At 69.6% G+C, this 14,213-nt stretch carries 11 protein-coding genes; all 11 read left to right on the top strand.

From position 1 onward, the window contains the following. The first annotated feature begins 28 nt into the window (after positions 1-28). Entirely contained in the window at positions 29-1,510 is a 1,482-nt protein-coding gene (locus tag PHA29_RS04615; RefSeq protein ID WP_270848352.1) for a DUF1846 domain-containing protein, read from the top strand. A 238-nt stretch (positions 1,511-1,748) separates the two neighbouring features. Next, positions 1,749-3,410 carry a CTP synthase gene (locus PHA29_RS04620; protein WP_270848353.1) on the top strand — a complete coding sequence of 554 codons (1,662 nt, stop codon included), beginning with the start codon at positions 1,749-1,751 and terminating at the stop codon, positions 3,408-3,410. Positions 3,411-3,413: 3 nt separating this feature from the next. Then, positions 3,414-4,340 carry a site-specific tyrosine recombinase gene (locus PHA29_RS04625; protein ID WP_270405102.1) on the top strand — a complete coding sequence of 309 codons (927 nt, stop codon included), beginning with the start codon at positions 3,414-3,416 and terminating at the stop codon, positions 4,338-4,340. 702 nt (positions 4,341-5,042) lie between these two features. Then, the gene (locus PHA29_RS04630; protein ID WP_270405719.1) at positions 5,043-5,477 is read left to right on the top strand and encodes a division/cell wall cluster transcriptional repressor MraZ; all 435 of its coding nucleotides are present in this window, start codon (positions 5,043-5,045) and stop codon (positions 5,475-5,477) included. A 21-nt stretch (positions 5,478-5,498) separates the two neighbouring features. Further along, positions 5,499-6,464 (top strand): 16S rRNA (cytosine(1402)-N(4))-methyltransferase RsmH, encoded by a 966-nt coding sequence (rsmH, locus tag PHA29_RS04635; RefSeq protein WP_270848355.1) that lies wholly within the window; start codon positions 5,499-5,501, stop codon positions 6,462-6,464. A 77-nt stretch (positions 6,465-6,541) separates the two neighbouring features. Beyond that, a complete protein-coding gene (locus PHA29_RS04640; protein ID WP_270848357.1) occupies positions 6,542-6,994 on the top strand; it encodes a hypothetical protein in 453 nt (150 codons plus the stop codon). Positions 6,995-7,008: 14 nt separating this feature from the next. Beyond that, positions 7,009-8,787: a peptidoglycan D,D-transpeptidase FtsI family protein gene (locus tag PHA29_RS04645; protein WP_270848359.1), complete on the top strand. Its 1,779-nt coding sequence runs from the start codon at positions 7,009-7,011 to the stop codon at positions 8,785-8,787. A gap of 114 nt (positions 8,788-8,901) precedes the next feature. Continuing rightward, entirely contained in the window at positions 8,902-10,338 is a 1,437-nt protein-coding gene (locus tag PHA29_RS04650) for a UDP-N-acetylmuramoyl-tripeptide--D-alanyl-D-alanine ligase (RefSeq protein ID WP_270405712.1), read from the top strand. A gap of 3 nt (positions 10,339-10,341) precedes the next feature. Continuing rightward, positions 10,342-11,373: a phospho-N-acetylmuramoyl-pentapeptide-transferase gene (gene mraY / locus PHA29_RS04655; protein WP_270574978.1), complete on the top strand. Its 1,032-nt coding sequence runs from the start codon at positions 10,342-10,344 to the stop codon at positions 11,371-11,373. Positions 11,374-11,380: 7 nt separating this feature from the next. After that, the gene (gene murD, locus PHA29_RS04660) at positions 11,381-12,784 is read left to right on the top strand and encodes a UDP-N-acetylmuramoyl-L-alanine--D-glutamate ligase (RefSeq protein ID WP_270848362.1); all 1,404 of its coding nucleotides are present in this window, start codon (positions 11,381-11,383) and stop codon (positions 12,782-12,784) included. Between the two features lie 2 nt (positions 12,785-12,786). Further along, positions 12,787-14,213, top strand: a 1,427-nt coding sequence (gene ftsW, locus PHA29_RS04665) for a putative lipid II flippase FtsW (RefSeq protein ID WP_270848364.1), incomplete at its 3' end; no start/stop codon positions are given.

Genomic DNA, 14,213 nt, shown 5'->3' on the forward strand with positions numbered 1-14,213 from the left:
CGTGCCCGTTCGAGAGGAGCTTGCCCCCATGCGCCAGGGATTCGATAACGAGAAGTACATCAGCCTGCAGGCCGAGCACATCAAGGAGCGCATCGCCCAGTTCGGCGGCAAGCTGTACCTGGAGTTCGGGGGCAAGCTGTTCGACGACTACCACGCGAGCCGCGTGCTGCCCGGGTTCGAGCCGGACACCAAGTTCCGCATGCTCAAGAGCCTGTCGGATGACGTGGAGATCGTCATCGCCATCAACGCCGGCGACATCGAGAAGAGCCGCGCCCGCAGCGACCTGGGCATCACCTACGACGAGGACGTCCAGCGCCTGACCGACATCTTCCGCTCCTACGGCTTCCTCGTGAGCTCGGTCGTGCTCACCCAGTACGCCGGCCAGGGCGCTGCCGACGCCTTCCGCCGCCGTCTCGAGGACCTGGGGATCACCTGCTACCTGCATTACCCGATCGAGGGGTACCCGCACGACATCGACGCCATCGTGTCGGAGGAGGGTTACGGAAGGAACGACTACATCGAGACGACCCGCCCGCTCGTGGTGGTCACCGCCCCCGGCCCGGGCTCGGGCAAGCTCGCCACCTGCCTGTCGCAGCTCTACCACGAGCACAAGCGCGGCATCGAGGCCGGCTACGCCAAGTACGAGACGTTCCCCATCTGGAACCTGCCCCTGTCGCACCCGGTCAACATCGCCTACGAGGCGGCCACCGTCGACCTGGACGACTCCAACATCATCGACCCCTTCCACCTGGAGGCCTACGGCAAGACGACGGTCAACTACAACCGCGACGTCGAGGCGTTCCCCGTGGTGAAGGCCCTCATGGAGAAGATCATGGGGGAGAGCCCCTACCAGAGCCCCACCGACATGGGCGTCAACATGGCGGGCTACGCCATCGTGGACGACGACGCGTGCCGCGACGCCGCCAAGATGGAGATCGTGCGCCGCTACTTCACGGCCGCCGAGCAGGTCAAGCGCACCGGTTCGGGCCAGGAGCAGGTCGACCGCCTGAAGGGCATCATGAAGAAGGCCGGGGTCGACAAGGACTTCTCGCCCGCCCGCTCCGCCGCCCTGCTGAAGGAGCAGACCACCGGGGCGCCTGCGGGCGCCATGGTGATGCCCGACGGCTCGGTCGTGACGGGCAAGACCTCCTCGCGTCTCGGTGCGGCGAGCTCGCTGCTCATGAACGCGCTGAAGGCCGTGACCGGGGTCGACATGGAGCTCGAGGTCATCAGCGACGACGCCATCGAGCCCATCCAGCGGCTCAAGACCCGCCGCCTGGGCAGCCAGAACCCGCGCCTGCATTCCGACGAGACGCTCATCGCCCTGTCCATCACCTCCGCCACGAGCGAGGTGGCCGCCCGCGTGCTCGAGGGCCTGAAGCGGCTGCGCGGCTGCGACGCGTTCTTCTCCGTGATCATCTCGTCCACCGACGAGGAGCTCTACCGCAAGCTCGGCATCAACGTGTGCTGCGAGCCCAAGTACGAGCGCTCGGGCATGTACCACAAGTAGCGCGGCGGACCGGGGAGTCCGGGAAAATAGGGACAGGTGCAAATTTCCCAGTCCTGGGAATTTTGCCCCTGTCCCTATTTTCCCGGTCCGGAGCGTCCCGAAGCCCGGCTGCGATGGCCGCCGGCGGGCCCCTCGATTGTTACGAGAATAAGACCCGCCGCCGGGCCCGCGCGCCTGACGTACAATGGAGACCCGTGAAGACAGTGGAACTTCGACGGGAAAGCTCAGGTACAATCTTATGACCAAACACATCTTCGTCACCGGCGGCGTCGTCTCCTCCTTGGGCAAGGGCATTACCGCCGCATCGCTCGGCCGCCTGCTCAAGAGCCGCGGATACAAGGTCACCATGCAGAAGGCCGACCCGTACCTGAACGTCGACCCGGGCACCATGAGCCCGTTCCAGCACGGCGAGGTGTTCGTCACGGAGGACGGCTACGAGTCCGACCTCGACCTCGGGCACTACGAGCGCTTCATCGACGAGAACCTCACGCGCAACTCCAACTTCACCACCGGCGCCATCTACCGCTCCCTCATCAGCCGCGAGCGCCGCGGCGACTTCCTCGGCGGCACCGTGCAGGTGATCCCGCACGTCACGGGCGCCATCAAGGACAAGTTCCGCCGCATCGAGGAGCAGACCGGCGCCGACGTCGTCATCACCGAGCTCGGCGGCACCATCGGCGATATCGAGAGCCAGCCCTTCGTGGAGGCGATCCGCCAGTACCGCAAGGACGCCGGCCCGGAGAACGTCTGCTACATCCACGTCTCGCTCGTGCCCTACATCGCCGCCGCGCACGAGGTCAAGACCAAGCCCACCCAGCACTCCGTGAAGGAGCTGCGCAGCTTCGGCATCCAGCCCGACATCATCGTGCTGCGCAGCGACCACGAGATCGACGATTCCATCCGCGCGAAGATCGCGAGCTTCACCGACGTGGACGTCGACTGCGTCTTCACCAACGAGGACTGCGCGAGCATCTACGATGTGCCGCGCTTGCTCGCCGACCAGGACTTCGACCTGCGCGTCTGCGAGCGCCTGGGGCTCGACCCGCGCGAGCGCGACATGAGCGACTGGTACGCCTTCCTGGACAAGCAGGACCATGCCAACCGCCATGCCGACCGCGTGCGGATCTGCGTGGTGGGCAAGTACACCCAGCTGCCCGACGCCTACCTCTCGGTCATCGAGGCGCTCCATCACTCGGGGATCTTCTTCGACCGCCATGTGGACGTCGAGCTCGTGGACGGCGAGAGCCTCGACGAGGGCAACGTCGCCGAGGTGCTCGAGGGGGCCTCGGGCATCCTCGTCCCGGGCGGCTTCGGGAAGCGCGCGTTCGACGGCAAGATCTGCGCCGCCCGCTTCGCCCGCGAGCGCAAGATCCCCTATCTGGGCATCTGCCTGGGCATGCAGGTCGCGGTCTGCGAGTTCGCCCGCGACGTCGCCGGCCTTGCGGGCGCCAGCTCCTCCGAGTTCGACCCGGACGGCCCCTACTCGGTCATCGACCTCATGGATTCCCAGGAGGACGTGACCGAGAAGGGCGGGACGATGCGCCTGGGCGCCTACCCCTGCCGCCTGGCCGAGGGATCGCTCGCGCGTGAGGCGTACGACGAGGAGCTCGTCTACGAGCGGCACCGCCACCGCTACGAGTTCAACAACGCCTACCGCGACGAGCTCGAGCGCGCGGGCCTCGTGATCTCGGGCGTGAGCCCCGACGGGAGCCTCGTCGAGATGGTCGAGCTCCCGCGCGACGAGCACCCGTGGTTCGTCGCCACCCAGGCGCACCCCGAATTCAAGAGCCGCCCCACCAAGCCCCAGCCGCTGTTCCGCGAGTTCGTGCGCGCGTCCATCGCGCGGCACGAGGGCACGGCGCGCACCGACGTGAACCCGATCAACCCCGCGGAGCGCTAGGGCATGTGCGCGACCCCGCTCGACCGCTGCCGCGACGAGTACCTCGGGCACCTGTCGGTGGAGCGGGGGCTCTCGCGCAACACCCTCGACGCCTACCGGCGCGATCTGGGGTGCTACCTCGGGTACCTCGCCGAGCGGGGCGTCGTCGACGCGCGCGACGTGACGCGCCGGGATATCGAGGGCTTCGTGGCCGAGCGCCGCGAGGCGGGGTACGCCGCCTCCTCGGTGAACCGGGAGCTGTCGGCCATCAAGGGGTTCCATCGCTTCATGCTGCGCGAAGGGCTCTCCGAGACCCAGCCGGCGTCCTCGGTGCGCTTCTCGCGCACCGAGGAGCGCCTGCCCGACTGCCTCTCGGTGGAGGCCGCCGCCGCCCTGATGGAGCAGCCGTTCGGCCGCGACGCGACCGGCGCGCGCGACCGCGCGGTGCTCGAGGTACTCTACGGATGCGGGGTGCGCGCAAGCGAGCTCACCGGCTTGGACGTGGGCGACGTGTTCTTGGACGAGGGCTTCCTGCGCGTGGTGGGCAAGGGGTCCAAGGAGCGGCTCGTGCCCGTCCTCGGGGCGGCGGCCCGCGCGCTGTCCGCGTATCTCGACGGGCCCCGCGCCGAGCTCGCCGCGCATGCGCGCCGCGGGGCGCCCGCCGCCGTGTTCCTGAACATCCGGGGCGGGAGGCTCTCGCGCCAGTCGGTCCATGCGCTCGTCGAGCGCTACGGGCGCCGGGTCGGCATCGAGGGGCTGCATCCCCATACCCTCCGCCACTCCTTCGCGACCCATATGCTCGCCGGCGGCGCGGACCTGCGCGTCCTGCAGGAGATCCTCGGGCATGCGAGCATCTCCACCACCCAGGTCTACACCCATGTGGACCGCACCCGGCTGCGCGAGGTCTACCTGGCGGCGCATCCGCGCGCCACGGAGGACGGCCGGGGCTGAGGGCCGCGGCCCTGTCCCGGCGGCCCGGCGGGCGTCCGCGGCGCCGGGGCGGGATGCCGTGGGGCGCGCCTGCCGGTGGGAGGCGGTGGGACGCGCGCACCCCGGTGGGGCGCTGTGGGACGAGCGCGTCGGTGTGGAGCCCGATGGGGCGCGCACACCCCGGTGGGGCGCCGTGGGACGGTCCGACCGGGCGCGCGGCGGGCGGGGCCGGCCGGAACTCGCCATCCGGTTGAGGCGGGGTGGGGCCGCGGGGGCGCACGCGTGCCCCCTGGTCGTCGAAACGCCCTTCGAAGAGCCCTCCGACACCTAGATATTGGGTCCTTTAACCCTCCTGCTCAACAAAACTGCAGGTTGAAGCCCTCCCATTTTCTCCCACCGCTCTGACCTGCAGGTTCTTTGTTTCGTCACATACGCGAAACCGTTCGTGAAATTCACCTCAACCTCAACTTGAAGGTTATAGCTCGCCCTGTTCGGCTGAAAATTGGGGGAATGCAGCGCAGACAACACAATATGTTGTGTCCTTCTGTCCGGAGCGTCCGTTCCCCCGGTCCGGCGGCTGGGGTGCCTTTGATACCGGTGGGGGAGAGAGTGGGAAAAAGTGTTGAAAAATGTCGAACCCGACCATAAGATTGAAGGCGTCGACAGGCGGGGTGGCTCCCCGCGCGCAAGGCCCGCCGAGTAGCCGAGAGGAGGGGTGCTGCAGTGATACTGACCGGATCGTTCGAGCGAAACCTCGACGCGAAAGGTCGTCTGTCCCTGCCCGCTGCCCTCCGCGAGGACCTCCCCAGCCGTGTGCGCATCCTGCCCGCCCCCGATGTCGAGGCCGTGTACGTGTTCCCCGAGGAGCAGTACGAGGCATGGGTCATGAGCCTGTTCGAGAAGCAGGAGAAGGGCTTCGATCGTCGCAACCCGAAGGATCAGAAGCTCATGCGCCTGATCAACTCGATGGCCACGCCGGCGGAGATCGACTCCGCCAACCGCATCGCGCTGCCCGAGGGCTTCCGCTCCAAGAAGCACCTCGAGCGCGAGGTCACGGTCGTCGGCAACACCGACCATCTGGAGATCTGGGATCGCGAGACCTGGAACCGGATGCAGGCCGAGGCCGAGGACGAGCTCATGGACCTGTTCTTCTCGTAGGCGCCGAAGGGGGATGCACGCATGGCTGAGGGAACGTTGACACCTGAATATCGGCATGAACCTGTCATGCTCTCCGAGGTGCTCGAGCAACTCGGGCTGAAGGAGGGCTCCGTCGCATGCGACTGCACCCTCGGCGGCGCCGGCCACTCCGTGGAGCTGGCCGCCGCGGTGGGGAAGACGGGGCTGCTCATCGGCATCGACCAGGACGACATGGCCCTCGCGGCGGCGCACGGGCGCCTGGACGCGGAGGCGCCCGGGATCCCGCGCAAGCTGCTGAAGGGCAACTTCGGGGACCTCGACGCGCTCCTGTGCTCGGCGCAGGTGCCCGGCGTGGACGGATTCCTGTTCGACCTGGGCGTCTCGAGCCCGCAACTCGATATCCCTGGAAGGGGCTTCTCGTATCACGAGGACGCCCCCCTCGATATGCGGATGGATCCGGGTAACGACACCATAAACGCAGCTGAGGTCGTGAACACCTACAACGAAGCTGACCTCGCCCGGATTCTTCGCCTCTACGGCGAGGAGAAGTACGCCGCCCAGATCGCGCGCCAGATCGTGCGCAGGCGGCAGGAGCGTCCCCTCGCCACGACCGGCGACCTCGTGGAGGCGGTCAAGGCGGGCATACCCGCCGCGGCGCGCCGCCATGGGGGGCATCCCGCGCGCAAGAGCTTCCAGGCGATCCGCATCGAGGTCAACCACGAGCTCGATGTGCTCGAGCGGGGCCTCGAGGCGGCGGTCCGCTGGACGAACCCGGGAGGGCGCATCTGCGTCATCTCCTACCACTCGCTGGAGGACCGGATCGTCAAGCGGCTGTTCCAGGAGATGAGCCAGGGCTGCATATGCCCGCCGGACATCCCGGTGTGCGTATGCGGGCACGTGCCGGTACTCAAGATCATCACCCGCAAACCGCTGGTGGCGCGCGCCGAGGAGGTCGAGCGCAACCCGCGGGCGCGGTCGGCCAAGATACGCGTAGCCGAGCGGCTCTGAGCGCCGCCGCGCGCGAAGCGCAGGTCCGTCCGCCGAAACGCACGTCACACACTCCACGAGGGACGGGGTTGCATATCATGGGCTATCGAACTTCAAACGCAGCTGTCGCCTATGACATGCAGCCCTCCTTCGTCCCCGAGGACCCGCGGGTCGAATCCCCGCGGATCGACCCGCGCGAGCGCCTCCGCGTCGTCACCGGCGAGGGCCGCCAGGCCGATCAGGCGGTCAGCCCCGCCTTCACCCGCGTCATCAAGACCTTCTGCGTGCTCATCGCCCTGTTCTTCGTCGTGGGCGCGGCGCGCATCGCCATCGCCGGCGTCACCGCCGGGACCCTGAACGCCAACGCCGACCTCTCGAGCTCGCTGGAGACCGGCCGCGACGAGAGCGCGAGCCTCGAGGTGATGCGCTCGGTGTACAGCTCGCCCACGCGCATCCGCGACCTCGCCTCCTCCTCGATGGGTCTCGTCGACGCCGACGAGACCGTTACGGTGGACCTCTCCGGCACGTCCGCGTCCGCCGACGCCGAGTAGGGGCGCCCCGCGCGATGCAGGACAGACGAGATCCCAACCGCGGCCGCCGCGCGCCCGCCGACCGCCGGCCCGGCTACCGCACGGACCCCCGCTGCGCCTCCCGGCCGCCGCGCACGGGGGCCGGCGCCTCGAGCCCGCTGCAGAACCCCACGCGCCGCACGGTCGTGAAGGGCCTGCTCGGCCTCGGCATGGGGCTGGGCGTGTTCAAGCTCGCGCAGCACCAGATCTTCTACCGCGACGCCAACATGACCCGCCTCGAGGGCCGCAGGCTCCTCACGCCGACGCTGTACGCCAAGCGCGGGACCCTCTACGACCGCAACGGCAACGTCCTCGCCGCGAGCGAGGAGTGCATGAACATCGCGCTCAACACCAAGCAGATCACCGACGCGGACGCCGTGGTCGACGCCCTCGTCGACCATCTCGGCGTCGAGCGCTCCTACGCGCGCGAGAAGGTGGGCGAGGACACCACCTGGACCTACGTCAAGATGAAGGTCGACACGGAGGTCGCCGAGGCCCTGCTCGACGAGGGCCTCGCGGGGGTCGAGTACGAGCACGCGATGAAGCGCGTCTACCCCTACGGGACGCTCGCCTCCCAGGTGCTCGGCGTCGTGGGCTCCGACAACGTCGGGATCTCCGGCCTGGAGCTCCAGTACGAGGACGAGCTGCAGGGGGAGAACGGCTGGATGGTGCGCGAGCGCGCGGCGGACGGCACCTACATCGCGGGGGGAGCCTACGAGAAGCAGGATGCCCGCGACGGCAGCGACCTCGTGCTCACCCTGGACATCAACATCCAGCGGGCGGCGGAGGACGCGCTCGCCGAGGCCGTGGCGTCGAGCGGGGCGAACTACGGCTCCGTGATCGTGACCGACCCCGCGACCGGCGACATCCTGGCCGCGTGCTCGTACCCCACCTACGACCCCGCCGACCTGTCGACCGCGCGCACCGAGGACATGAACCTGCGCGTGGTGACCGACGCTTACGAGCCCGGCAGCGTGTTCAAGGCCCTGGTCTGCGGCATGGCCATAGACCTGGGGCTCGTGGACACCGAGACGACCTTCACCGTGCCGGCCGCCGTGATGGCGGGAGACGACGAGGTGACCGACGTCGACGACCGCGACTACACCATGACGATGACCGTCCGCGAGATCATGCGCCGCTCGTCCAACACGGGCATGATCCTGGTGGGCGAGAAGGTCGGCGCGGACCGCTTCGCCGAGTACCTGTCCGACTACGGGATCGGCGAGAAGTCCGGCGTGGACTTCCCGGGCGAGAACACCGGCATCGTCAAGGAGCGCGACGAGTACGACGGGGCGAGCGTGGCCGCCATGTCGTTCGGGCAGTCGGTGTCGGTCTGCCCGGTCGAGCTCGTCCGGGCCGTGTCCGCGATCGCCAACAAGGGCGTGATGACCACGCCGCACTTCCTGAAGTCGCGTCACGGCGAGGAGGAGGACTGGACCGCGGGCCAGCGCCGCGTGCTCGACGAGCAGACCGCCGAGAAGGTCGCCGACATGATGCTGACCGTGGTCGACGAGGGGACCGGCGCGCTCGGGCAGGTCGAGGGCTACGAGGTGTCGGGCAAGACCGGCACCGCCCAGCGCGCGAGCGAGGAGGGCGGCTACCAGGAGAACAGCTACATGGCGTCGTTCATGGGGTTCGCCCCGACGAGCGCGCCCAAGGCGCAGGTCTACGTGACCCTCGACGGGACGGCCTACAACTCCTCGGTCGCAGCGGGGCCCTTCTCGACGGTGATGGAGGCCGCGCTCGACGCGCTCGGCGTGAAGCCCACGAGGTGAGGCGCCCCGTGCGGCGACGTTACCTTTGTGGGCAAGCGCCCGCCCGCGCGTCCGGGGGCCCGCGGCACGCTACAATAGTCGGCTGGCACGTTCCGGCTCGATAAGGAGAGCTGCATGATAGAGATAGCGGTCAAGTACCTCGAGAAGGTCACGGGGGCCAGGCCCTGGACGGGCGACGCCGAGCGCGTCTGCCGCGGCTGCGTGATCGATTCGCGCAAGGTGGGCCCGGACTCCATCTTCGTCGCCTTCCCGGGCGAGCGCGTGGACGGCAACGACTACGCGCGCGCCGCCATCGACGCGGGCGCCGCCGCGGTCGTGCTCACGCGCGAGCCCTCGCGCGATCTTCTGCGCGCCGCCGACGAGCGCGGGTGCGCCGTGTTCACCTGCGAGGACCCCACCGAGTTCCTGCTGCTTCTGGCCCAGGGGTACCGTGCGCGCATGCGCTGCACGGTGGTCGGTGTGACCGGGTCCATCGGCAAGACCACCACCAAGGACGTCCTGGCCGCGCTCCTCTCGACCGGCTACCGCGTCCACGTCACCCGCGGCAACTACAACAACCTCATCGGGATGCCCCTCACCATCCTGGACGCCCCCCGCGACACGGAGGTCCTGGTGCTCGAGATGGGCATGGACGGCTTCGGGCAGATCGAGCGCCTCTCGCGCTGCGCCCAGCCCACATACGCCGTCATCACCAAGATCGGCACCTCGCATATCGGGCTTCTGGGCAGCCGCGAGAACATCGCGCGCGCCAAGGCCGAGATCGTCTCCGGCATGCCGCCGAGCTCCGAGAACTTCGAGGGGCACCACGCGGCGCTCGTGCTGAACGGCGAGGACGACTACACGCCCTTCATCATCGAGAACTTCGCCCGCCCCGCCGGCATCGACGTGGTGCTGTGCGGCACGAGCGAGGACGACGACGTCAGCGCGCGGGGCATCGAGCTCGGGGAGGACGGGTGCCCGAGCTTCGACCTCACCTTCGAGGACGGGGCGCAGATCCGCACCCGCCTGTCCGTCACCGGCGCCCAGTCCGTGGTGAACGCCCTGTTCGCCATCGCGGTCGCGCGCAGGCTCGGCATCCCCCAGCACGCGGTCGAGGAGGTGCTCGGCTCCATCGAGATCACCGGGCGGCGCACGGAGGTGCGCAGGTCCGCCTGCGGGGCGCGCATCATCGACGACTCCTACAACGCCGCGCCGGAGTCCATGGCGGCGGCCCTGGACCTGCTGCGCTCCCTGCCCGCCGACGGCGACCGCATCGCGGTGCTGGGCGAGATGGGCGAGCTGGGGGACGAGGGCGCGCGCCTGCACGAGCTCACCGGCGCCTACGCCGCCGCGTCCCACCCCGACCTGCTCGTGTGCGTCGGCGGCGAGAACGCCCGCCGCATGGCGCAGGCCGCCCGCCTCATGGGGATGGCCGAGGACGCGGTCCGGGTGCTCCCCGACACCGAAGCCGTCATCTCCCGCCTCGCGGGCTCGCTGGGGGCCGCCGACCTCGTGCTTGTCAAGGGGTCGCGCTTCGTCGGTCTCGACCGTTTCGTGGAAGAGGTGTGCTAGCAGATGTTCGGCAACCCGCTGTACCCCACCTACCAGACCTTCCTCGCCCTCGGCATCGCCGCGGTCATCTGCGGCGCCCTCATGCCGCTGTGGATCCGCATCCTGCGCTTCGAGGGCATCGGCCAGCAGGTGCGCGCCGACGGCCCGCAGCGCCACCTCGTCAAGCAGGGGACCCCGACCATGGGCGGCGTGGTCATCCTCGTCGCCGTGGCGATCACCTGCCTGCTCATGGCCGATCTCAGCATCGAGCTCGTCGCGGTGCTGCTCGCCACCGTCGCCACCGGCCTGCTCGGCCTCGTCGACGACGTGACGAGCGTCACCCACGGCCGCTCGCTCGGCCTCACCCCGCACGCGAAGATGATCGGCCTCACCCTGATCTGCGTCGCGTTCTGCCTGGTCGCCGTGAACTTCTGCGGCGTCATCCCCGAGGTCCGCTTCCCGGGAGGGCTCGTCATCGACCTGTCGTCGATCATGACGGTGTTCACCGTCGGCGACCGCGTCTACTACATCCCCTGGCTCTACCTCGTGTTCACCTGGCTTCTGATCGTCGGCCTGTCGAACGCCGTGAACCTCACCGACGGTCTGGACGGCCTCGCCGGCGGGACGAGCATGATCGCCATGCTCATCATGGCGGCCATCGCGTTTTTGCACGGCAACCCCGACCTCGCCATCTTCGGGGCCGCCTGCGCCGGCGCATGCCTGGGCTTCCTGTGGTTCAACTGCTATCCGGCGAGCATCTTCATGGGCGACACCGGCTCGCTCGCGCTCGGCGCCGGGTTCGCCTGCATGGCGGTCGTGACCAACTCCGAGATCGTCTCGCTCATCATCGGCGGCCTGTTCATCATCGAGACCCTTTCCGTGATGATCCAGGTCGTGAGCTTCAAGCTCACCGGGAAGCGGGTCTTCCTGATGGCGCCCATCCACCATCATTTCGAGAAGCTCGGCTGGGCCGAGACCAAGGTGGTCATCCGCTTCTGGATCGTCTCCGCGGCCTTCGGCGCGCTGGGCCTCGCCCTGTTCTTCCAGCTTGGATAGTGATCGCATGCCTCTGCCGCAAACATTTACCCTGCTCGTCCTCGGGCAGGGGTCGACCGGGCTCGACGTCGCCTCGTGGGCGCTCGACCATCCCGAGCGCGTGAGCTCGGTCACCGTGTACGGGGGCGCCGCGGCCGAGCCCGCGGAGGCGGCGCGCGCCCTCGAGGCGCGCGGCGTCCGGTTCGTGCTGGGGACCGAGGAGGTCGAGGGCTCCTACGACGTCTGCGTCGCCAGCCCCGGCATCTCCGAGTTCTCCGACTTCTTCGCGAGCGCCCGCGCGCGCTCCGGCCAGATCATGGGCGAGCCCGAGTTCGCATGGCGCCTGTCCGACGCGCCCTGGTGCGCCGTGACCGGCACGAACGGCAAGACCACCACCACCTCGCTCATCGACTTCATCCTCCGCCGCGCGGGCGTCCCCAGCGTCGCCGTGGGCAACATCGGGACCCCCACGATCCGCGCCGTCGACGGCGCGGACCCGTCCACCTGGATGGTGGCGGAGCTCTCGAGCTACCAGATCGCCACCACCTCGGAGCTCCATCCGCGCGTGGCGGTGCTGTTGAACATCACCCCCGACCACCTCGCATGGCACCGCACCCACGAGAACTACGCCGCCGCCAAGCTCCGCCTGCTGCGCAACATGGACGAAAGCGACCTCGCGATCGTCGACATGGACGACGAGGGCGTGCGCTCCCGCGCCGACCGCATCTTCGCGCCCGGCAGGCGCGTGCTGACGCTGACCCGCGCCGACTCGGGCGCCGCCGACGCCGCCTTCGTGCGCGACGGCGTGCTGACCGTGCGCCTGGCGGGGGAGGAGACCGCGCTGGTCCCCGTCGGCGAGCTCGGCATCGCCGGGGAGCACAACGTCGCCAACGCGCTGGCGGCCGCCTCCGCCGCGCTGTTCATCGGCGCCGGGGCGGAGGCGCTGCGCTCCGCGCTCCGCTCCTTCCGCCCCCTCGAGCACCGCATCGAGCCCGCGGGGGCCATCGACGGGGTGCGCTACTTCAACGACTCCAAGGCCACCAACACCGACGCCGTCGAGAAGGCGTTGACCGCCTTCCCGGACGACCGCGTGATCGTGCTGCTCGGCGGCCACGACAAGGGCACCCCGCTCGAGGACTTCGCCGACTTCGTGTGCGCCCGCGTGCGCGCCGTGGTGTGCTACGGCGAGGCCCGCGCCCGCTTCCGCCGCGCCTTCGAGGCCGCGCGCGACGGGCGCGCGGTCGACATCGCCGAGGCGGACGACCTGCGCGACGCCGTGGACGTGGCGCGCTCCCTCGCCGGGCGCGGGGACGTCGTGCTCCTGTCGCCCGCCTGCTCGTCATTTGACGAGTTCTCCGGTTTCGAGGAGCGCGGCCGCGCGTTCAAGGCCTACCTCGATGAGCTGCGCGCCGCGGGCGCGCCGCGGGAGTAGGCATGGCGGCCCCCGATTCCGGCGCCGTCGACCGCGGTCGGCCCGGTCCCGGTGACCGCGCGCCGCGCCGCCGCGCGACGGCGCCCCGGCACTCGAGCATCGGCGAGCGCCTGATCGCGGGCGTGCCGGCGCGCGTCATGCGCCCGCGCCTCGTCTTCGCCACCTGCCTGCTCGCGCTTGTCGCCTTCGGCATCCTCATGGTGTACTCTGCCTCGGCGGTGGAGGCCGCATCCGACGGCCTGGGCGCCACCTACTACGCGGAGCGCCAGCTCATCTTCGCGGTGGGCGGCTTCGCCCTGGTCGCCCTCATGGTGTTCTGGCGTCCGGCGTGGGACTGGATGCGCGGTAGGCCGGCCGAGGTGGTCTGGGCCGCCCTCGCGCTGACCCTCGCCGCCGTGTTCGGCCTCGGCCAGGCGTCGCGCGGAGCCATCCGCTGGATCAACCTCGGCTTCTTCAGCGTGCAGCCCTCCGAGCTCATCAAGCCGCTCATCGTGCTGATCGCCGCGCGCCTGCTGTTCGAGTACTACGAGTGCCGCTCGCTTTCCGCCGACCGGTTCCTCAAGCTGATGGGGCTGTTCGTGGGCGCGCCCCTAGCGCTCATCGTGCTCCAGCCCGACCTCGGGTCGACCATCATCATCGTCGTCACGGTGTTCGCCATGGCGTTCATGTCCGGCCTCTCGCCGCGGGTGGTGGTCGGCGTCATCCTGGGCGGCCTGCTGCTCGTGGTCCTGGCCATCGCCGTGGCCCCGTACCGCATGGAGCGCCTCCTCGTCATGCTCGACCCCTGGCAGGACCCGTACGGTTCGGGCTACCAGGCCACGCTCGCCATCATGGCGTTCGCGTCCGGCGGGCTGTTCGGCCGCGGGATCGGCAACTCGACCCTCAAGTACAACTACCTGCCCGAGGCCCACAACGACTACATCCTCGCCATCATCGGCGAGGAGCTCGGGTTCGTGGGCACCCTTCTCTTCTTCGCGGTCTTCGCCCTGCTCATCTGGAGCGCCTTCAAGATCGCCCGCGAGGCGCCCGACGGCTTCGGCCGGCTCGCCGCCGAGGGCAGCGCGATCATCCTCATGGTGCAGTTCCTCGTGAACGCGCTGGGCGTCCTGGGCGTCATCCCCATGACCGGCAAGACGCTGCCGTTCATCTCCTACGGCGGGTCCTCCATGATCGCGTCGCTGCTGCTGGCAGGGATCGTCCTGCGCGTCTCGATGGAGAGCGGCCGCCAGACGGTCTACGGGGCGCGCCGTGCGGAGTTCGCGGTGATGACGGAGGAGGATGCGGTCTCGAGCCATCTGGGCCGCTCCACCGCGGGCCAGCCGCGCCGGCGCCGTTCGCCGGAGGGCCCGCGCGCCGGCGCGCGCCGCGACGGGTTCGCCGTGTACGATGGGTCGGGTGGCCGGGCCGGCGCCGATGAGCCGGGCCGGGA

The organism is Candidatus Collinsella stercoripullorum, assembly GCF_027669965.1.
In the GTDB taxonomy this organism is placed as follows: Bacteria; Actinomycetota; Coriobacteriia; order Coriobacteriales; family Coriobacteriaceae; genus Collinsella; species Collinsella stercoripullorum.

Bases quoted from the DNA above. Each gene is read 5' to 3' on its own strand.
- PHA29_RS04650 (WP_270405712.1), top strand. From the start codon at position 8,902: ATGATAGAGATAGCGGTCAAGTACCTCGAGAAGGTCACGGGGGCCAGG.
- PHA29_RS04640 (WP_270848357.1), top strand. From the start codon at position 6,542: ATGGGCTATCGAACTTCAAACGCAGCTGTCGCCTATGACATGCAGCCC.
- PHA29_RS04620 (WP_270848353.1), top strand. From the start codon at position 1,749: ATGACCAAACACATCTTCGTCACCGGCGGCGTCGTCTCCTCCTTGGGC.
- PHA29_RS04645 (WP_270848359.1), top strand. From the start codon at position 7,009: ATGCAGGACAGACGAGATCCCAACCGCGGCCGCCGCGCGCCCGCCGAC.
- rsmH (WP_270848355.1), top strand. From the start codon at position 5,499: ATGGCTGAGGGAACGTTGACACCTGAATATCGGCATGAACCTGTCATG.
- PHA29_RS04615 (WP_270848352.1), top strand. From the start codon at position 29: ATGCGCCAGGGATTCGATAACGAGAAGTACATCAGCCTGCAGGCCGAG.
- murD (WP_270848362.1), top strand. From the start codon at position 11,381: ATGCCTCTGCCGCAAACATTTACCCTGCTCGTCCTCGGGCAGGGGTCG.
- mraY (WP_270574978.1), top strand. From the start codon at position 10,342: ATGTTCGGCAACCCGCTGTACCCCACCTACCAGACCTTCCTCGCCCTC.
- PHA29_RS04625 (WP_270405102.1), top strand. From the start codon at position 3,414: ATGTGCGCGACCCCGCTCGACCGCTGCCGCGACGAGTACCTCGGGCAC.